The following is a 20,463-nucleotide window of genomic DNA, read 5'->3' as shown; positions in this document are numbered from 1 at the left end:
GTTGCCCCCATGAGAAAGCTCATCGCATCCACCTTTGTTTCGCTCGACGGCGTCATGCAGGCGCCCGGTGGCCCGGAGGAAGACCCCACCGGCGGGTTCGCGTTCGGCGGCTGGACATTCAGTTTCTGGGACGAGGTCATGGGCAGCTCGATGAAAGGTCTCGACGGCAAGAACCGCGAACTGGTGCTGGGCCGCAGGACCTACGAGATCTTCGAGGCGTACTGGCCATACCAGCCGGCCGACAGCGAGATTGCGCAAACGCTCAATGCAGCCAAAAAGCATGTCGCGTCACGCACGCTGAATACAGTGGGCTGGAACAATTCCACGCTGCTGGGCGGCGACGTGGCCACGGCCGTGGCGGCGCTCAAGGCCGAGGCGGGTGACGATCTGCAGATCATTGGCAGCGGCAACCTGATACAGAGCCTGCGGGCTGCGTCACTGATCGACGAATACAACGTGTGGACGTTTCCGGTCGTGCTTGGCGGCGGCAAACGACTGTTCGAAGCCGGCGCGGCGCCGGGCGCCATGCGACTCGTCGAGTCGCAGGCCTCGACGACCGGGGTGGTGCTGAATACCTACGTACCAGCAGGCGACGTGCCAATCGGATCGTTTGCGCAGACGGCGCCGAGCGAGAAAGAAGTGGAACGACGCGCCAGAATGGCGCGCGGGGCGTACTGAGCGAAGCGTTAAGGAACCCATCCAGCCGCCAGTCCGGATGGGTTAGCCAACTTGATATCTGCTACCGCACCGACTTGAACGCCGCGCGCATTTCCTCCGCGAAGCGTTGCGGCTGCTCCCAGGCCGCGAAGTGGCCGCCCTTGTCGGCTTCGTGGTAGTAGTACAGCGATGGGTACGCCTGCTTGCTCCAGCTTTCCGGCGCGCGGTAGATCTCGTGCGGGAATACGCTGATGGCCACCGGCACCTTGATGTCGCGCGTCTTCTGCGCGTCGGCGCTGAAGTTGTTGTTATTGTTTTCCCAATAGAAACGCGATGACGACGCACCGGTGTTGGTAAGCCAATACAGCGTGATGTCGTTCAGGATCGCATCCCGGGTCAGCACACGCTCGGGCACCCCACCGCTATCGCTCCACTCGGCAATCTTCTCGTAGGTAAAGGAAGCAAGGCCCGCTGGCGAATCTGACAGTGAATAGCCAATGGTCTGCGGACGCGTGACCATCATTGCGCCATAGGCTGCATTACGGCCAAAGAAGCTGCTCAGCGACTGGTAGGCCTTGCGCTCCGGATCAGTCAGTTCCGATGGCACCGGATCGCCGGCAAGGATCGACTTCATCAATGGCCCCGGGACTGTGGCAGGCATGTTCAGGTGGATCGCCTTGAGCCCCGGTGGCGCCTGGCGTGCCAGCGCATCCGAGATGACCGAACCGTGGTCTCCGCCCTGCGATACGTAGCTGGTATAGCCGAGCCGCTTCATCAGCACGTCCCACGCGCGCGCCGTGCGATCCGGGTTCCAACCCAGTTCCTTTGGCCTGCCAGAGAAGCCATATCCGGGAATCGACGGAATGACCACGTCGAATGCATCTTCCGCACGGCCGCCATACGCAGTCGGGTCGGTCAGCGGACCAATGGTCTTGATGAACTCGAAGATCGAACCCGGCCAGCCGTGCGTGAGGATGATTGGCAACGCGTTGGGGTTGCGCGAGCGCACGTGGATAAACTGGATGTCCACGCCATCGATCTTGGTGACGAACTGCGGCAAGGCATTGAGCTGGGCCTCGGCCTTGCGCCAGTCGTATTGCGTGCCCCAATACCGGACGAGCTCCTGCACGCGCGCCAACTGCACGCCTTGCGACTCGTCGCTGACGGTTTCCTTGTCGGGCCAGCGCGTGGCGGCAATACGGCGACGCAGATCGTCAAGCTGCGCCTGTGGCACGTGCACCTTGAATGGGCGAATACTTTCATCGGCGCTGGCGCGCTGCGTGACGGCCGTCTTCGCGGCAGGTTCGGCACCGAAGGCGCGGGCCGGGTGAATGGAGCCGGCCGCTACCAGGCCAGCAAGAACTGCCGTGGCCAGAATGGATCTGCGCGCAGCCGCAATTTGCGGATAAGCCCGGATGACTGCATAAGACATGATGGTTCTCCTGGTTGACTCCGCCTAATCGATCTGGCGATTGGGCGGGGTTCGAACGAACCATCGCAGTCTGGTAACGGCGTGCAAGCTCAGGATGTCGGCCGGGCCCCCTTTTTGAATCATAATGTTGCGGGTCCCGGCCACGGATACAAGGCGATACAAAGCGCGCAGGTTCAGAAGATGTGTTTGACGCCCGCCATCACGCCGAACTGGGAACCGCCCGCCTGCGGGTTGCTACCCGAGGCACCGCTGCTGACCGACAGCGCCAGTTGCCCGTCATTGTTGATGTAGCCTGCAGTCGCATAGACCGACGTCCGTTTGGAGAACGCGTACGTGCCACGCACGGCGTACAGCATTGCCTTGTTGTCGCTGTTGTGGAACTTCAGGTAGTTCACCTGGCCCGCCAACGTGAACGCGGGGGTAATGTCGTAGGCCGCGCCTGCGTAGTAGAGTTCGCTGCGTGGCGTGGCACTGCCCTGGTTGTCGCGGCGAATCACGCCGAGACCAAGCTTGGTCCGGTCGAGCAATACAAAGCCGTTGACGGACAGCCGGTCATCGCGTAACCCACTGCTGGTCAACCCTGCGAATGCCCCGGGTCCGCCGCGCTGGGAATCGTAGGCGGCCGCCACACCCCAGGATTTGGTGGCGTACTGGATCAGCGCGGACCATTCGCGGCAGGCCGACTTGTCAGCCGGATTCTCGCCGGCGCAGTTCGTGCCAACGGGGCTCGGTCCGGCATTGACGGTGTCTCGCCCGAAGCTGTAGGTAGCGCCGACCGTCAAGCCGCCGAACGTGCCCTTGTACGAGATGGCATTGTCGGCGCGCGCGTTCGGAATATAGCTGTCCAACGACCCGGTGCCATACACCTGCGGCCCCAGGATGTCCGGGTCCAGCATGGCCCAGAACAGCATCGTATACTGGCGTCCGAAGGCAATCTGGCCCCAGTTGCCGGAGAGTCCCACCAGCGCCTGGCGGCCAAACAGGCGACCACCCTGCCCTGACGTGCCTGCGTCGGGCGCAAACCCCGATTCGAGCACGAACACACTCTTCAGGCCGCCACCGAGATCCTCGGACCCGCGCAAGCCCCAGCGCGACGGCACGGTGCCGGTAACGTTGGGCATGCGGACCACGCTATTCTTGCTGGCGCCGATGTTGTTCACATACTCGATGCCTGTGTCGACCACGCCGTACAGTGTCACTGACTGCGCGGCGGCGACCGCCGGCAATGCGGTCAGTATTGCGGTGGCCAACGCAGCGCGCAGCCTCCCCGTCGAAAATCGTTTCATCCTCGCTCCTCCGTAGTTGTTGTGATGTTGGTCTGATGTTGTGGGTCATTCCTTCTCGGCCGGTCGCCGCAGCAACAGCAATGCCGCAACTGCCGAGATGACCGTGATGGGAATGCTGGCGCCGATGATGGTGCTGGCGTTCTTGCCCATTGCGAGCAGTTGCCCGGCCAGCACCGGCCCCGCGATCGAGCCCAGGCGACCGATGGCGACAGCGGCGCCAACACCAGTACCGCGCACCACCATCGGGTAGTACGCCGCAGCCAGTGCGTACAGTACCGATTGCGCACCAATCACGAACAGGCCGGCCAGGAAGGCCCCAAATGCCATCCAGCTCATGCCAGATGCGCCTGCCAGCGTGGCCAGTGCCACGATGATGCCGGCGTACATGCCGGTAACAACGGCGCGCGGACGACCACGGTCCATGAGCATGCCGATCCCGAGCGCGCCCGCTCCGCCACCAATGTTGAAGACGATCTGCACCCAGCCCGCCTGGGCACGGCTAAGACCGTTGGACACCATCAGGGACGGCAGCCAGTTCAGCAGGAAATACAGCACGATGAGCGTGAAGAAGTAGCTCACCCAGATGCAGCAGGTAGCCATGCCGCGGCGTTCGCCGAACAATGCCCATGCAATGGCGGGCGGACGCACCGCCTCACCGCCTTTCTTGTCGAAGCGTTGGCTCTCGGGCAGCATCAGCAGCAGCGGCACGACCAGCAGCGGGCCAAAGCCTCCGACATAGAAGATGTGGCGCCAGTCGGCATCGCTGGCAAACACAATGCCCACCACGGCAGCCACTGCACCGCCGAACGGAATGCCGCAGTACATGATGCTGACTGCGGTGTTACGCAATCTGGCCGGCACCGCTTCCGAGCAAATGGCAATCAGGTTCGGCATGGCGCCGCCCAGTCCGATGCCGGTAGCCACGCGGATGGCCAGCAGGCTCCAGAAGTCCCATGCCTGGGCAGTGGCGATCGAGAACACGCCAAACAGTGCGGTTGCCACGATCAACACACGCTTGCGGCCAATGCGGTCGGCCAGCCGGCCGCCCAGCATCGCCCCCGGCAGCAGCCCGAACGTTCCGGCGCTGAACGCCAGCCCCATCTGGCTTACCGACAGGCCGAACTCCTTTGCCATGCGTGGTGCGGCCACACCAATGGACTGGAGGTCGAGTCCCTCCAGCAGCGCGACAACAAAACACAGGGCGAGCGTCAGCGCCGCGCCGGAGGTTGGCTCCGCGCGTACCGCGGTCGAGGTTTGCATATTGGTCTCCTTGCGGGATGCGCGAGTTAGCTGCAGCGGAAGCTGGCGGCGACATTGACATCGCCGGTGCCCGAGTAGCGTGCCGTCTTGGGGTACGGACAGAGCGGACGTGTGCGATCGACGGCGCCAGCAGTCCATGCCGCCGGCACCTCGCTATTGGGCGTGGCATTTCCTGTGCCCCGCGCGGTGGCGATAACGCTGTCGGGCGCGGTACCTTGCTCGACCCAGGCCACCAGCGGCGTCAGGATGTCGAACTGGTCGGCCGTGGGGCCACCGGAGCAATGGTTCATGCCGGGGACCGGGAAGAAGCGCGCAAAGTTCGTGGCGTCGCCGCTGTTGGCTGCCGCAAGCCGCTCGTACCAGTCCGTCGTATCGTTCGACGAGAACACCGGATCGCTGGTGCCGTGGTAGACCATGAGCTTGGCACCGCGGTTCTTCAGCACCGACAGATCCGTTTCATTGGGAGGCGTCATGAACGACCACGCCGATTCCAGATACGTACCATTGGTTGCAAAGATCTTCGGGGCGTCGGTATCCATGCTGAAGTTCAACGCGAATGCCTTCATCGCGCTGAGTGCCGACGCCGGCGAAGGTGGCGTGGTGAAGACGAATGCCAGTGCGCCGGGGTCCAGGGAAACCGACGAGCTCTGCTTCCATTGCGCCCAGTTGGCACCGCTGATGCCGGCGTCGAACGGAAAGCTCGCATAAAGGGCCTGGCCGGCGGTGTTGCGTGCGCCGGCGAACAAGTTGCCCAAGGCCACCTTCTGCGCCGAGGTCAGGCAAGTGCCATCACGTGTGCTGCCCGCACAGGTCGGCACGTCGTTGCCAAGGCTGAACTGCGACTGGCACGCCTTGATGTCCTGCACCATCCCGTCGGTAGCGCCATCGATGGCATCGCACTTGGCCAGGATTCGGCTCGAGATCAATGAGCGCTCTGTGGCGGTGAGCGCGGTGGTGATATCGGCAAGCCCGTCGGTGCCTGTGGTCGACACGGTCGCAAGCTGCTGGGCGCCATAGACCTGGCCGATGGCAGCCTTGGGCAGATGGAATCCGGGGTCACCCGCCACAATACCGTCGTACTCCTTGGCCATGCGTGCGGCGGCGACCATTGCGTGGCGGCCACCGTTCGAGCATCCGCCAAAGTAACTACGGTCGGGCCCCTTTCCATACGCTTGCGAGATCAGCGCCTTGGCCATTGGCGTAAGCGTTGCCACGGCGTTATAGCCATAGTCGAGCCGCGCCTGCGGATCGAGACCGAATAGCGGATTCTGGCTGCTGGCATGCCCGGCATCGGCGCTGATCACCGCAAACCCCATGGTCAGCGCGCCCACTAGCGGCCCGCCACCGAGCGCGCCCTGCGCCGTGCTTACGTTGCCGTCCAGGCCGCCGTTGGCCTGGTAGAAGAACCGTCCGTTCCATGCCTTCGGCAGTCGCATCTCGAAGCCGATGGCATAGGTATTGCCATCCACCGGGCTGGTACGCTGCTTCATCTTGCCGGTGATCAGGCAATGTTCGCCGACACTGGTCGGTCCGGTCTTGACAGTGCCTGCCGCGACGGTGGTCACCGCCGTGATCGATGTGTCCTGAAATGCGAGTTTGGAAACGAGGCTGTCACAGGTAGCCGCCATGGCCATGCCTGTGGCGGGGCCGAGTACCGGTATGGCGGTAGCCGGTGTCGTCGACGATGCCGCGGAACCGCTTGTGCTGCTGTCATCGCTGCCACCGCACCCCGCCAATGAGGCGAGCGCTATCGCGGTGGCCGCCAGGGCGCCACCGGCAAGTTTTTGATGCATGGTTGTCTCCCGTTTTTTTATGTCGTGGCCATCGGCCCGGTACTGGCGATCACGGTGCGGCTAGCGCAGCTGCTATCGCTGTAAAGCGCTTCCACCAGGTTCGCGCGTTGAGTCAGGACGGCGCGCTGGTTCAATGTGCCTTTGTCGGTCACTTCGCCTCGGTCTAGCGACGGAGGGTCTTCCAGCAACAGCAGGCGTGCGACGCGGGTGGCGCTGCCGGTTGCAGCGGCATTCAGCTGTTCCAGTACCCGCGCAAATGCCGCACGTACCGTCGGGGCGGCGAGTACCTCACGGTCGCTGGCATCGGCGGTCAAGCCCGCGATGCGCCTGCATTCGGCGAGGCGCGGAAATACCAGCAAGCCAATGTCGTCACGGTCCATGCCGGCGACCGCGACATCCTGTACCAATGACGCCCCAGCAGCCAGCACGCGCGCACGCAACGGACCAACGCTGACGAACGTTCCCGAACTGAGCTTGAAGTCTTCCGCGATGCGGCCATCGAACATCAGGCCGAGCTCTGGCTTTTCCGGATCCAGGAAGCGCAGTGCATCGCCGCTGCAATAGAACCCTTCCTCATCGAATGCCGCCGCGCTCTCCTGTGCGGGCATGCGCCAGTAGCCAGGCATGACATGCGGGCCACGGAAACGTGCTTCGAGCTTGCCATTGACGGGCACCAGTTTCAGTTCGCAACCGGGGGCTGGCGTGCCCACATAGCCGGATCGCATGATCGGCAGCGTGGTGAACAGGCAGCATGGCGAGGTTTCGGTCATGCCCAGACCCGCCATGATGCGGATTCGTTCGCCGCAATGTGCCTCGGTCACGCGTTCGAGCCGGTCCCAGGCCTGCTGGGACAAGCCTGCCCCGCCGAAGAAATAGATGCGCACGCGCGAGAAGAATTGTTCGCGCAAGCTTGCGTCGGCCTCGAGCGCCAACCCCAGTTCTTCCCAGCCTTTAGGCACATTGAAGTACGCGGTGGGCGCGATCTCACGCAGATTGCGCAGCGTTTCATCGAACTTGCCCGGCACGGGCTTGCCGTCGTCGATATATAGCGTGCCGCCGTTGTACAGCACGATGCCAAAGTTGTGGCTGCTGCCGAACGTGTGGTTCCATGGCAACCAGTCCACCAGGACCGGCGGCTCGCGCGTGAAATCAGGAATGGTCTGGCGCAACATCTGCTGGTTGCTGCACAGCATGCGGTGCGTGGTGGGCACGGCCTTGGGCTGGCGCGTGGAACCCGAGGTGAACAGGAACTTGGCCAACGTATCGGGCGTGACCGCGTCATGTGCGGCGTCGACAGTCGTTGCAGGCGTGTCGAGCAGCGACTGGAAACCGGTCGCGCTCCTGCCCGGCAGGCTGCCATCCCGCGTGACCACTTCGGTGGTCGCCGGCACCGCCGCGTCGATCGCCTTGGAAAACGCCGCACCTTCGGACGCATATACCAGTCCGGGCGTGAGTGTTTCCATCACATGGCGGAGCTTGCCAAAGTCACTCGATACCAGCGAATACGGCGCGGAAACCGAGCAGAACGGAATGCCGGCCCACATCGCCCCAAGCGCCAACTGCAAGTGTTCCAGGTCGTTGCCGGACAGGATCGCCACAGGGCGCTCCCGTGACAGCCCGCGATCGAGCAATGCCTGCCCGATTGCGCGGGCACGCGCGTGCATGCCCGCATAGGTAATTTCGACCCAGTTGCCGTCCGGGCCACGCTGCGCCACCAGGATGCGCTCCGGATGGCGTGCAGCGCCAGCGGCCAGGCAATCGGTCATGCGCTGCGGGTAGTTGCCGAGCGGTTCCGAGCTGCGGATGATCCAGGCATCGCCAACGCGTTGGCAGAGCGCCGTGGCGTCGCTGACGTCTACCGTGCGATAGCGCGGCGCCAGTGCTGGGTGGGTCGGGGCGGGTGCATTCACACCGTGTCTCCTGTGTTGTTGCAACGCGCCTTCGTACGGACGCATTTATTGCGGGTATGACTCAGATCGGATAGTGGCGCGGTCCGTTCTGGACCGTAATCCAGCGCAAGTCGGTGAACTCGGCGATCGATGCCTTGCTGCCAAACCTGCCATAGCCACTCTGCTTGACGCCGCCGAACGGCATCTGTGCTTCATCATGTACGGTGGGTCCGTTGATATGGCAGATGCCCGACTCGATGCGCTGCGCAATTCTCATGGCGCGTGATACATCGCGACTGAATACCGCCGCAGACAAGCCATAGTCGCTGTCGTTAGCCATTGCCACAGCCTGATCTTCCGTGGCGACGCGTGCAATGGTCACCACCGGGCCGAACGACTCATCGGCGTACAGCTTCATGCCGGGCTGGATACCATCCACGATCACCGGCTGCAGGATCGCGCCGTCGGCATGGAAGCCGGTTGGAATGCTGGCGCCGTGGCTGCGTGCATCGTCGACCAGCGTGGCCAGGCGTGCCACGGCATCGGCGCTGACCATCGCGCCAAGTACGCTGGCTGGATCGGCAGGATCGCCGGCACGCAGCGTGCCGGCCTTGGCGACAAGTTTCTCGACAAACGCCTTGGCCACCGGCTCCATCACGATCACACGCTCGGTGGACATGCAGATCTGGCCCTGGTTGAAAAACGCCCCGAAGGCGACCGCGTCCACCGCGGCATCGAGATCTGCGTCGTCGAGCACCAGCACTGGCGCCTTGCCGCCGAGTTCGAGCAGGGCCGGCTTCAGATGTCGGGCGGCATGCTGGGCAATGATGCGCCCGACATGCGTCGACCCGGTGAAGTTCACACGACGCACCGCTGGGTGTGCAATCAGATGCTCGACGATGGCTGCCGCATCTTCTGGCGCATTCGTCACCACATTGACCACGCCATCGCCCAGCCCGGCCTCCTGCAGTACGTCGCCGATCAATGCATGGACACCGGGGCATGCTTCGGACGCTTTCAGCACGACCGTATTGCCACAGGCCAACGGCATGGCCAGCGCGCGGGTTCCGAGGATGACCGGCGCATTCCACGGCGCGATGCCCAGCACTACGCCGCATGGCTGGCGCACCGCCATGGCCAGGTTGCCCGGCACATTGCTGGGAATGATGCTGCCATCGATCTGCGTGGTCATGGCCGCTGCCTCGCGCAGCATGTTGGCGGCGAGCATGACGTTGAAACCATACCAGTTGGCCATGCCGCCGGTTTCCGCCGCGCCGATCCTGATAAACGCTTCGGTCTGCGCATCCATCAGGTCGGCAGCCCGCAGCAGCCGTTTGCGGCGCTCGCCGGGCGAGAGTGCGGCCCATGGCGCAAATGCATCGCTGGCGGCTTGCACCGCGCGCGCCGCATCGGCCAGGCTTGCGGCCGGCGCTCTCGATGCCACCACGCCAGTCACCGGGTTGCGGCGCTCGAACGTGCGCGCTCCTTCTGCCGCACATCGACGCCCGCCAATCAGCATGTTCACGTCATGCATCGTTCTGTCTCCTCGATTGCTCGAATACTCGAATACTCGAATGTCGAATGGTCTGATGCAGCCGCGCTCAGGCGCGCTTGTAGGTCTGCAGGCCGGGCTTGATCGACTTGTCATCGAGGAACTGCTTCAGACCCTGTTCGCGACCATGTTCGGGATCACGCAGTTGCGCCTGGTCGAGCTTGGCATAAAGGTAGTCTTCGTTCTGCTCCCAGGTCAGCTCGCGGCAGCGCTTGAAGCCGTTCTTGGCAGCGCGCAGCACCACCGGATTCTTGTCCAGCAGCTTGCGTGCCAGAGCGGTGGTGCGATCACGCAGCTGTTCCAGCGGCACGCTCTCGTTGACCAGGCCCATTTCGGCGGCTTCCACACCGGTAAAGGTGTCGCCCGTCATGATGTAGTACAGCGACTTGCGATGGCCCACGGTATCCGCCATGGCCTTGCTGACCAGATTGCCGGGAGGAATCCCCCAGTTGATCTCCGACAGGCCAAAGACCGCCTGGTCAGCCGCAATGGCCAGGTCGCATGCCACCAGCGGCGAAAAACCACCACCGAAGCACCAGCCATTGACCATCGCGATGGTCGGCTTGGCGTACATGCGCAGCAGCTTCCATTGCCACTGGCACGCATCGCGTCGAATCTTTTCCTGCAGGATCTCGGGGCCGGCATCGATTTCGCGGAAGTATTCCTTCAGGTCCATGCCTGCCGTCCACGCGTCGCCGGCGCCGGTCAGTACCAGTACCTTGGCATCCGCATCCAGTTCCAGCGTTTCCAGCACCTGCACCATGTCCGAGTTCAGCGTGGGACTCATGGCATTGCGCTTTTCAGGGCGATTGAACGTCACCCACGCAATGCCCTCCTCCACCTTCACGTCGACAGTCTTCCAGCGTCCTTCGTAACTCGTCATCTCAATGTCCTTGTTGATGCTGCGCCAGCCAAGCGCTAACGTGACGTCAATATAGTATCAGGCTGCCTGATACTGCAAGTAGATTATCATCGGCGGGTGTAAACCCCTAAGCGACTCCCCGAACCGAACGGGGCATCACCATGGCACGCCAAAAAGAAGCAGGAAAAATAGAGGTCGCACCGGTCGAAGCGAACGCGTCGGATACGGCGCAGTCCACCCCGGTGCGGCTGCCCTATCTGATTGGGCGCACGGACCGGGTGGTCAAGCGTCGGCTGACCGAAGCGCTTGCGCCGCATGGCATCACGCTGCCGTTGTTCACGGCCATGTCGGTGCTGCATGCACGCGGCAGTCTTTCGAATGCGCAACTGGCCGAGCGGTCGTTCATGTCTCCGCAATCGGCCAATGAAATCGTCAAGACCATGGAAGCGCGTGGCTGGGTTATCAGGGAACCAGACCCCACGCACGGGCGCATCGTCAAGTTGAGCCTGACGGCAAGCGCCCAGACGCTGCTCGCGCTTTGCGACACCACGGTCAAGAAACTGGAAGCGGAGATGCTCGAAGGCATCGACCCTGAGCACGTGGCGCTATTGCAGCGCCTGCTTACCACTTGCGCACGGAATCTTCGCTGAAGCCGCACTCGCCCGAAGATATACTTCGCGGTATTGCAGCTTCAGGTAGCTTTTTGTGAATACACGCCAGAGCCTCGACCCGAGCCGGAACGACGACTACGACTTCACGGAACAGGTCGGGCACCTGCTGCGCCGTGCCTATCAACGGCATGTGGCCATCTTTCAGCAGACCATTCCCGATTCGCAACTGACCGCCGGTCAGTTCGTCGTGCTATGCGCGATCCAGGAACACGAGTCGTGCTCGCTTAGTGAAATCGCCCGCTCCACGGCCATCGACCAGGCCACGGTACGCGGCATCATCGAACGGCTGAAGTCGCGCGACCTGATCGTGGTGTCCCATGACGCGCGCGACCGCCGCAAGGTGGTGGTTCTGCTATCGCCCACGGGGCAGGCCCTGATCGACGAAGTCGTCCCCTTCGCTCAGGACATCAGCGAGCGCACCATGGGCGGCCTCAATCCCGCCGAGCGCGTCGCGCTGGTCTACCTGCTGCGCAAGATGAGCGACCTCGACGACACCTCTCCCGAGTTCGCGACGGGTACCGACAACCCCGCTGCCTGACCCCATCCCCCGGGGCGCTGGCGGCGGCGCCTCTCCCGAAATCTCCTGAACCGTTCCGTAGCTCCAATGGCACAGGTTCGCGCCACGAATCTTAGAGATCGAATAATAGTTGACAAGGCTCGGCGACGCGCTAGTATTACGCCATGTACTTCGATCTCTAAGATTATTGAAGTGCCGCAACCACCGTTCAGGAGCCACACTCATGTATGACATTTTCGCCACCGACAAGCTGATCGACCTCTGGCTGACCGAAGACATCGGCATCTGCGATCTGACCGTCCAGACCATGATCGAGCCCGGAGAGACCGGCACGTTCTGCATGAACGCCCGCGAGCCGATGCTGATTGCCGGTATTGACGTGGCGGCCCGCATCTTTGCGCGCTACGACCCCACGCTCTCCATCGACGTGCGGGTGGCCGATGGCGACAAGGTCGCGAAGGGTGCCATCCTGCTCAATGTCAGCGGCAATGCGCGCAGCGTACTGACGGCGGAACGTACCGCGCTGAACATCATGCAGCGCCTCTGCGGTATCGCCAATCACACGGCAAAGTATGCGGAAGCCATCGCGCACACCAAGGCGCGCCTGATCGACAGCCGCAAGACCACGCCGGGCTTGCGCGCGCTGGAAAAGCATGCGGTTACCTGCGGCGGCGGCCTGAATCACCGCCTGAGCCTCGACAATGGGGTGATGATCAAGGACAACCACATCGCGGTGTGCGGCAGCATCGCCGCCGCAGTGGAGCGGGTGCGCCGCAAACTGCCGGTGCTGACCAAACTCGAAGTGGAATGCGACCGCCTGGAGCAGGTGCACGAGGCGCTGGCCGCTGGCGTCGACGTCATCATGCTCGACAATATGTCGGTGCCTGACATGAAGGAAGCCGTGCAGATCGTCAATGGCCGCACGAAGGTGGAAGCATCGGGCGGCATCAACCTTGAAACGATTCGTGCCGTGGCGGAAACCGGTGTGGACTACATCTCGACCAGCAAGATCACGCAGTCGGCCCCGGCCGTCGACATCGGCCTCGACGACGCCTGATTCCCCCGCGAACCCCGTAATCTCGCGCCTCCTACCCGAGAGCGCTTCCCCCTCGCCGGCCGGCCCGTCGAGGGTCTTTTGCGTTGGCTGGCAGCGCGCCCGCGCAGCTTAGAGGTCGGCCAGCAACCGCCCTACTTCCTGTGTGGACGGCATGCGCCGGCCACGCTCGGCCAGCGCCATCTCGTCCGCTACCAGTCGCTGGGCGATCGAGATCAGTACACGGCGCGTGGTCAGCACATCTTCCTCGCTGACGCCCTCCACGCTGAGTTCGTTGACTTCGGTCGCCAGCGGTTCCAGCTTGCGCCGCAGCGCGCGTCCAGTCTTGCTCAGAAAGACGTGCACCTTCTTCTTGTTGCCAGGCAGGTGCGTGCGCTCGACATAGCCGAGCGCTTCAAGCGCCTTGACGGCTGCGAATGTGGTGGGTTCGGTGACGCCGGCGCGCTCGCTCAGTTCGCGCTGCGACACGCCGTCGTGCCGCCACAGGATGCGCAGGATGGTCCAGTGCCCGTACGACACCGAATGGTCGGCCAGCCGCAACTGCAGCGCGCGGATATAGGCGCGCGCCGCGTCCTTCACCAGGTGGGCAAGACGTTCCTCTTCGATTTCGTCGGAGGGGGTGAGCGTAACAGCAGCGTTATCCGGCTTTTTGGTGGCCATGGTCGTAACAGGAAGGGCGTAGGCAGCGCACATGATAGCGCCTCTTCCACCGCATCGCCGCGATGGCTCGCGCAGCGGCCATGTCATGACCATGTGGCAACCATGCGCCAACCATGTAGTGCTCACTACATCAGTGCGTCGTGCGCGCAGTCGATGCATCAGGCACCGCAGTCGCGCATGCATCAACCGAGCGTTTTCCCTTAGAAAGCCACGAATCCCGCGTACACACTGGATTTGCGGGAGCTGGCCCGCCCCTTGCATTAACTTAGACATCGAACTTATCTTGACACCCCATCGGCCGGTGCTAGCATAATCTTACAACTTCGATGTCTAAGTTAATTATGAACAAGACCGGCACATTCTTCCTTGTAGTAGGGCCCAGCGGTGCGGGCAAGGACTCCCTGATCGACGGTGCACGCGCGATCCTCGGCAATGGCTACACGTTTGCACGACGTGTGATCACACGTCCGAGCGGTTCGCCGGGTGAGGACCACGACGGCGTATCCGATATGGAGTTCACACGACGTCAGCACGCTGGCGAGTTTCTTGTAACCTGGGACGCGCATGAATTGCGCTATGGCCTGCCGTCCGCGCTGACAGACACGCTGGCCACCGGCACGCACGTGATCGCAAATGGCTCACGTGGCGTGGTAGCGGAGCTCGCGGCACGGCTGCCCCGCTTCGCCGTGGTGTTGGTCACGGCACCGCCTGAGGTTCTGGCCCAACGCATTGCATCGCGTGGTCGCGAGTCTGGCGATCAGGTGGCCCGGCGCGTGGGCCGACAGGCTGCACCGATGCCAGACGGCGTGCCGTGCATCACAGTATCGAACGACAGTACGTTGGAAGTCGGCGTCACGCGCTTTGTCGATGCATTGCGGCAAGGCGATCCGGCTGCCAGCCGCATCCATCTGCAGGCGAAGCTTCAAGGGCACGCGCTCGACGAAGCCGCCTATGTCGCGGTGCTGCGCGATGCCATCGCCGGGCGCTACACCGAGGCCGAACTGACCGAATTCCTGATCGCCGCCACGGGCAACCTCGACGATCAGGAAGTGGTTGCATTGGCACGCGCACGCACCGCGTTCACGCCGCGCATCGAGTGGGACGAACCGCTGGTGGTCGACAAGCATTCGATGGGAGGCGTACCCGGCAGCCGCATCACATTGATCGTGGTGCCGATCGTGGCCGCATACGGGCTGGCAATCCCGAAAACCTCGTCGCGCGCCATCACCTCGGCAGCCGGCACTGCCGACGCCATGGAAACTGTGGCGCGTGTCGATCTCACGCAGGACGACTTGCGGCGCTGCATTGCGCAGGCTCGCGGGTGCATCGCGTGGAACGGCCGGCTCAATCACTCCGTCATTGACGACGTGATGAACGCCATCACGCGCCCGCTCAAGCTCGACTCGCGTCGCTGGTCCGTGGCGTCGATCCTGTCGAAGAAGTACACGGCCGGCGCCACGCACGTCATGGTGGACCTGCCCTATGGGCCGCAAACCAAACTGGCCTCGCGCGAAGATGCCGAGGCGCTTGGCGCCCTGTTCGAACACGTGGGCAAGGGCCTGGGCATGCAGGTGCGCGCGTTCGCCACCGACGGTAGCCAACCGATTGGCCGCGGCATCGGCCCCGCACTTGAAGTGCGCGACGTGCTCCAGGTGCTCGACAACGCTCCCGACGCTCCCGCCGATCTGCGGGCCAAGGCCTTGCGCTTCGCCGCGGAGATCATCGCGTTCGATCCACGCGTGGCGTCACGCGAACAAGGCATGCGAATTGCGACTGCAATGCTCGAAGAAGGCAAGGCGAAGGCCGCATTCGAACGCATCGCGACTGCGCAGGGCCGCAGGTCCGCTGCAGTGACGCCTGCGGCGCATACCCATGAGATCACAGCCGCGCGCGCCGGGCGTGTGGCGTCGATCGACGGCCTGCGCATCTCCGGCGTCGCACGCGCGGCGGGCGCACCGCGCAACGCCGGTGCAGGCGTTGACCTGCTCTGCACGATTGGCGCGCATGTGACCCCGGGCCAGGCGCTCTATCGCATTCACGCCGATTCCCCCGCTGAACTGGAGGCCGCCGTGAGGCAGGCCCAGGGGGAATGCGATGGAGCGCTCCGCATCGATCCCGATTGACCAGCTTTCCCCTTTCCTTCACCCTAACCGACGAGGCACATCCATGAGACCCCTATCCGTCGTCAGCAGTCTGGCATCGCTAATGTTTGTGGCTGGCACACTGGGCACCCTGCCCGGGCGCGCCGAGGCCAACATCGCGAGTACCTTTCCGCAGAAGCCCATCCGCATGGTCGTAACGTTCCCGGCAGGAGGCGGGACCGATGCGCTCGCGCGCCTGATAGGTGCGGACATCAGCAAATCGATGGGCCAGACCGTGGTGGTCGACAACCGCCCCGGCGCCAGCGGCAATATCGGCGCCGAGTACGTGGCCAAGAGTCCGGCCGACGGCTACACGCTGCTGATTGTCAACAGCAGCTTTGCAATCAACCCCAGCGTCTTCAAGAAGTTGCAGTTCGACCCGAAGGCCGACTTCAGCGCCGTGATCACGTTTGCGTCGGTGCCGTCGGTAATCGCGGTGCCTTACCAGTCGAAGATCCGTACGTTCAACGACCTGCTGAGCGCCGGCAAGAGCGCGACGCCACCGAGCTATGCATCATGTGGCAACGGCACGCCGCAACATCTGGCCGGCGAACTGCTGAAGATGTCCGCCAAGGTCGAGATGCTGCATGTGCCGTACAAGGGCTGTGCACCGGCCATGGCCGACGTGCTCGGCGGGCAGGCCGACGTCAGCGTCAATACGCTGACCAATACGATCCCATATCTGAAGAGCAACAAGCTGCGCGCGCTGGCGGTCACTTCGAAGACACGCTCGCCGTTCCTGCCCGACGTGCCGACCGTCAATGAGCTTGGTGTGCCTGGCTACGACGTCGACCAATGGTTCGGCATCCTGGCGCCCGCGCATACGCCACCCGAGATCGTCCAGAAGCTCAATACCGAGATCGCGAAGGCAATCGCGAAACCCGAGATCAAGGCATCGCTCGCCCAGCTTGGCTTTGCCACGACCACCAGTACGCCTGCCGAGTTCCAGAAGCTGGTGACGACGGACATCGATCGCTGGCAGAAATTCGCGACGAAGATCAACCTGCTCGTCGACTGACCTTCCGGGGCGCCGCCCAGGTTTCAGCAGGCAGATCCCCCAACTTCAAGTTTTGAATCGTAGCCACGCGGGCGCATGCCAGCCCCCGTGAGAGTGCGTTCGTCCCTACGTTCCGAATGCTGCAAAGAATACAGAAAAAATGAGCCAATATCGCTATTCCTTTCGACATATCGCACTGGCCGGCGCGGCCATGCTCGCCGCCCACGCCGCGCAGGCGCAATCGTCAGTCACGCTCTATGGCGTTGCCGACGTCGGCATCGAGTACCTGACGCATGCCGATGCCAACAACCACAGCCTGACGCGCATGACATCAGGCAACCTCTCCGGATCACGCTGGGGCATTCGCGGAACCGAAGATCTCGGCGGCGGCCTGCAGGCACTGTTTGTGCTGGAAAGCGGCTTCGATATCGATGCCGGCACTTCCGCGCAAGGGGGCCGCCTGTTCGGGCGCCAGGCATTCACTGGGCTGTCGTCGCAGTATGGCCGGGTCACATTGGGTCGGCAGAACAATATCCTGTATGACATCCTGATCAACTACGACGCCATGGCGGTGTCGCCGCGCTACTCGATCTTCACGATGGATACGATGACGGCGGGCCGCTACGACAATACGGCGAAGTATGTCGGCAAGTTTGGCGGTTTCACGGTCACGGGGCTGTATTCGTTCGCGCGCGGCACATCGCTGTCGGGCGGCGCCGTGGCCAGCGAGGTGCCGGGCGACCCGCAAAGCGATCGCGCAATCAGCGGCGGTGTGGAGTACAACGCCGGCAATGTCGGCGTGACCGCCATCTACGACATGCAGCAGGGCACCGCGGGCATTGCGGGACAGAACACATCGCAGAAAGACCAGCGCCTGGCGATTGCCGGCACCTACAAGTTTGCGGATCTGAAGCTGTATGCGGGGTACCGCTGGCTCAACGGCAATATCGGCGCCACTTCCACCGTAGCGGCGCGCCGTGCCGACCTGTTCTGGATCGGGGCAGGCTACCAGCTGACGCCCGCGCTATCGCTGAGCGGCGCAGGTTACCTGCTTAACGACCGGCGCGGCAATGGCGATGCATGGAGCGCATCGCTGCTGCTCGACTATGCGTTCTCGAAGCGCACTGATGTGTACGCGCAGGCCGCATATATCCGCAACGACGATGGCTCACGCATCGGATTGAATGGACCGTCGACGACGATCGGGCTGGCGGGTACCAACCAGTTTGGCGCCGTGGTTGGCGTACGGCACAAGTTCTGATTGGTTTGCTCCCCTCTCCCGCGGCGCGGGAGAGGGGTTGGGGGAGAGGGCCAGCGTATCAAGACGCGAGATCGGCAATTTGAACCTCGATGCCCTCTCCCCCGCCCCTCTCCCGCACGCGGGCGAGGGGAGAAAACAATCAGCGCACGAGCGCCGTGGCACGCTCCGAACAAGCTTGCCTCACCACTTCCGGCGTAAACGGTGCTTGCGTAAAACGCACGCCAGTCGCATCGAACAACGCGTTCGCAATTGCCGGCGCGCCCGGCAACGACGCCGACTCGCCGGCTCCGAGTGGGCTTTCTTCCTGTCTCGGCATCAGCAGCACCTCGATCGCCGGCAGATCCGGAAACGCGATGATCGGGTAGCTGCCCCACTCGCGGCTTGCCACGCCCTGCTGGTCGAACCGCACCTGCTCGCGCAATACGCGGCTCAGGCTTTGCACCACATTGCCGTGGATCTGATGACGGACGCCGTCTGGGTTCACCATCATGCCGGTGTCCTGCCCCACGTGCAGGCGCGTCACGCGCACGTTGCCGGTGGCCGGATCGACCTCCACATCGACGATCCAAGCGGCCCACGCCGCGCCAAAGCCTGGAAACTTGCTGTGGATGTAGCGTGCATAGGCCACGCCGCGGCCGCGCAGTAACCCGTCGGCATCGGGCTCGCCACGCGAACCACACGCGCCGTCTTGCCATTGCGCGGCCTGGGCCAGCGCCTCCAGCAACTCGCGAGCACGCGGGTCGGGCAGATGCCGCAGACGGTATGCCAGCGGATCGGCACCACACAGATGCGCCAGTTCGTCGACAAAGGACTCGTGTGCGAACGTGTTCGGCAGGGCTGACACACCACGCAACCACGATGCCCGTGCAATGGCTGGCGTATCGTCGCAGGCGATATCCAACGATGCGTAGTCATAGGCCGGTACCGCCGTGCGGTCCCCCATCTCCAGCATGCGCGGTGCCGACGAAACACGTCCGGTCAGCAGCAATGCGAGCACAGGCGCATCGTTCGACGGATAGCGCGACACAAAAGAATACCCGGTCAGCTTGCCATCGGCATCAGCGCCGCCGCGCACGTCCATCAGCTGTGCCGCACCCTTGGGTTCCCACAGATGTTCCTGCTCGCGCGTCAACTGCACGCGGACCGGACGCCCCACTGCACGCGACAGCAGCACCGCATCGGCGCAAACGTCATCGGCACAATTGCGGCCATAGCAACCAGCCGCTTCCATGCGCACGATCTCGATCGCACCTTCGTCCAGGCCGCTGAGCCGCGCCATGTCGATGCGCAGCACATGCGGATTCTGCGTGCCCGACCACACGGTCAGCTGCCCGTCGCGCCAGTCGGCCACCGCGCACGATGGCCCGATCGATCCATGCATCTGATAGGGCCAGACATAGGTACGCGCCAGGCGATGTGCGCCTAGGCCCGCCGAGGCATCGCCGGTCTTCAACAATTCGCGCCGTTGCGCCGGTGCCGCCCGCAATGCGGCTTCCGGTTCGTTGAGATCCGGAAGCGGTGGAACCGGCTTCCATTTCACCTTGAGCCTTCGCGCGGCTTCGATCGCCTGCTCCTCGCGCTCAGCCACCACGCCAACGAAATCGCCTTCGACCACCACACCCACTACGCCGTGCACGGAAGCAATCGATGCCTGGTCGACTTCGATCAGGCTCGTGCCGACGAAATCGCCACTGTCGCGGCCCGCATAAGGCGGCCGTACCACGCGGCCATGCAGCATGCCCGCCACCCGTACGTCGTGCACGAACGTCAGCCCGCCGGTCGCCTTGGCCGGAATATCGACGCGCGGCGCGCTACGTCCGACCACGCGATACTGGTCCACGGGCTTGGTCCTGACGTCATCGGCCAGCTTCAATTCGATGTGCTTGCCTCCCAGCAACGCAGCCACGTTCACGGCGCCACCATTGGCCTGCTCCACCAGCCAGGCACGCGCCTGGGCCGCCGCGCGGCGCAGCGGCAACGCTGAAATCTGGATCGAGGCGCTGGCAATGGTCGGACCCTGATTGGGCGTGGCTTCGGTATGGCCGAGCACCATCGTCACGGCATCGGGCTCGACTTCGAGTTCCTCGGCAACGATCTGCGCGAGCGACGTGCGAATGCCCGTACCAAGGTCGACGTGGCCGTTGAAGGCCAGGATCTGGCCCGAGGCGCGGATCGCGATGAATATGTCGGGCAAATCGGAGACAAAATCCGAGGCGGCGCCGGGCTGGCCCGGTGACGGGCGCGGTGCCGCCGCCGCGGGGCGCGTGACCAGCAGCACGCCCGGTTCCTGGAACAACGCTTCGCGCAAGGCGCGCGGGGTCTGTTGCATCGATCGTCCTTCCCTGCCGCGCATCGGAACGCACGGCTATACTGGCAACCGCGCCGACGTGCAGGTCCGCCGGCACATTGTTGGAACTATTCCGGACTACGG

The 20,463-nt window shown here is 63.6% G+C and carries 16 protein-coding genes; 7 read left to right on the top strand and 9 right to left on the bottom strand.

What is annotated here, in order from left to right; translation table 11 throughout:
* Positions 1-9: 9 nt before the first annotated feature.
* Positions 10-678 (top strand): dihydrofolate reductase family protein, encoded by a 669-nt coding sequence (locus tag ACO550_RS33900; RefSeq protein ID WP_315598327.1) that lies wholly within the window; start codon positions 10-12, stop codon positions 676-678.
* Between the two features lie 61 nt (positions 679-739).
* On the opposite strand, the gene ACO550_RS33895 is transcribed toward ACO550_RS33900, so the two are convergent.
* From ACO550_RS33895 to ACO550_RS33865, 7 genes are all read right to left on the bottom strand, one after another.
* Positions 740-2,089, bottom strand: coding sequence for an alpha/beta fold hydrolase (locus tag ACO550_RS33895; protein ID WP_315598328.1), 1,350 nt, complete (start codon positions 2,087-2,089; stop codon positions 740-742).
* 173 nt (positions 2,090-2,262) lie between these two features.
* Positions 2,263-3,375, bottom strand: a complete 1,113-nt coding sequence (locus tag ACO550_RS33890; protein ID WP_315598329.1) for a porin — start codon at positions 3,373-3,375, stop codon at positions 2,263-2,265.
* A gap of 45 nt (positions 3,376-3,420) precedes the next feature.
* Positions 3,421-4,635, bottom strand: coding sequence for a 3-(3-hydroxy-phenyl)propionate transporter MhpT (mhpT, locus tag ACO550_RS33885; RefSeq protein ID WP_315598330.1), 1,215 nt, complete (start codon positions 4,633-4,635; stop codon positions 3,421-3,423).
* Between the two features lie 26 nt (positions 4,636-4,661).
* A complete protein-coding gene (locus ACO550_RS33880; RefSeq protein WP_315598331.1) occupies positions 4,662-6,428 on the bottom strand; it encodes a tannase/feruloyl esterase family alpha/beta hydrolase in 1,767 nt (588 codons plus the stop codon).
* 17 nt (positions 6,429-6,445) lie between these two features.
* Positions 6,446-8,383 (bottom strand): feruloyl-CoA synthase, encoded by a 1,938-nt coding sequence (locus tag ACO550_RS33875; RefSeq protein WP_485995092.1) that lies wholly within the window; start codon positions 8,381-8,383, stop codon positions 6,446-6,448.
* A gap of 16 nt (positions 8,384-8,399) precedes the next feature.
* Positions 8,400-9,851, bottom strand: a complete 1,452-nt coding sequence (locus ACO550_RS33870) for an aldehyde dehydrogenase (protein WP_315598333.1) — start codon at positions 9,849-9,851, stop codon at positions 8,400-8,402.
* A 67-nt stretch (positions 9,852-9,918) separates the two neighbouring features.
* Positions 9,919-10,752: a p-hydroxycinnamoyl CoA hydratase/lyase gene (locus tag ACO550_RS33865; RefSeq protein WP_315598334.1), complete on the bottom strand. Its 834-nt coding sequence runs from the start codon at positions 10,750-10,752 to the stop codon at positions 9,919-9,921.
* 140 nt (positions 10,753-10,892) lie between these two features.
* On the opposite strand from ACO550_RS33865, the gene ACO550_RS33860 reads away from it, so the two are divergent.
* The 3 genes from ACO550_RS33860 (at position 10,893) to nadC (ending at position 12,976) form a co-directional block, all read left to right on the top strand.
* Entirely contained in the window at positions 10,893-11,381 is a 489-nt protein-coding gene (locus ACO550_RS33860; RefSeq protein ID WP_315598335.1) for a MarR family transcriptional regulator, read from the top strand.
* A gap of 55 nt (positions 11,382-11,436) precedes the next feature.
* Complete coding sequence (locus ACO550_RS33855; protein ID WP_315598336.1) at positions 11,437-11,940, top strand: MarR family transcriptional regulator; 504 nt, start codon at positions 11,437-11,439, stop codon at positions 11,938-11,940.
* Positions 11,941-12,142: 202 nt separating this feature from the next.
* Positions 12,143-12,976 carry a carboxylating nicotinate-nucleotide diphosphorylase gene (gene nadC / locus ACO550_RS33850; RefSeq protein WP_315598337.1) on the top strand — a complete coding sequence of 278 codons (834 nt, stop codon included), beginning with the start codon at positions 12,143-12,145 and terminating at the stop codon, positions 12,974-12,976.
* Positions 12,977-13,084: 108 nt separating this feature from the next.
* On the opposite strand, the gene ACO550_RS33845 is transcribed toward nadC, so the two are convergent.
* Complete coding sequence (locus tag ACO550_RS33845; protein ID WP_315598338.1) at positions 13,085-13,633, bottom strand: MarR family transcriptional regulator; 549 nt, start codon at positions 13,631-13,633, stop codon at positions 13,085-13,087.
* Between the two features lie 326 nt (positions 13,634-13,959).
* Here ACO550_RS33845 and phnN point away from each other — a divergent pair, with 326 nt between their 5' ends.
* From phnN to ACO550_RS33830, 3 genes are all read left to right on the top strand, one after another.
* Entirely contained in the window at positions 13,960-15,756 is a 1,797-nt protein-coding gene (phnN, locus tag ACO550_RS33840; RefSeq protein ID WP_315598339.1) for a phosphonate metabolism protein/1,5-bisphosphokinase (PRPP-forming) PhnN, read from the top strand.
* Positions 15,757-15,799: 43 nt separating this feature from the next.
* Complete coding sequence (locus ACO550_RS33835) at positions 15,800-16,792, top strand: tripartite tricarboxylate transporter substrate-binding protein (RefSeq protein ID WP_315598340.1); 993 nt, start codon at positions 15,800-15,802, stop codon at positions 16,790-16,792.
* Positions 16,793-16,931: 139 nt separating this feature from the next.
* On the top strand, positions 16,932-18,032 hold the full coding sequence (locus ACO550_RS33830; protein WP_315598341.1) for a porin: 1,101 nt from the start codon (positions 16,932-16,934) through the stop codon (positions 18,030-18,032).
* Between the two features lie 139 nt (positions 18,033-18,171).
* Here the strand turns inward: ACO550_RS33830 and ACO550_RS33825 are convergent, their stop codons facing one another.
* Complete coding sequence (locus ACO550_RS33825) at positions 18,172-20,361, bottom strand: xanthine dehydrogenase family protein molybdopterin-binding subunit (protein WP_315597622.1); 2,190 nt, start codon at positions 20,359-20,361, stop codon at positions 18,172-18,174.
* Between the last annotated feature and the right edge of the window lie 102 nt (positions 20,362-20,463).

It is taken from the genome of Cupriavidus sp., from assembly GCF_057315035.1.
The sequence above is the reverse complement of the archived record's forward strand: the minus strand, read 5'-3'. Positions and strand labels throughout refer to the sequence as shown.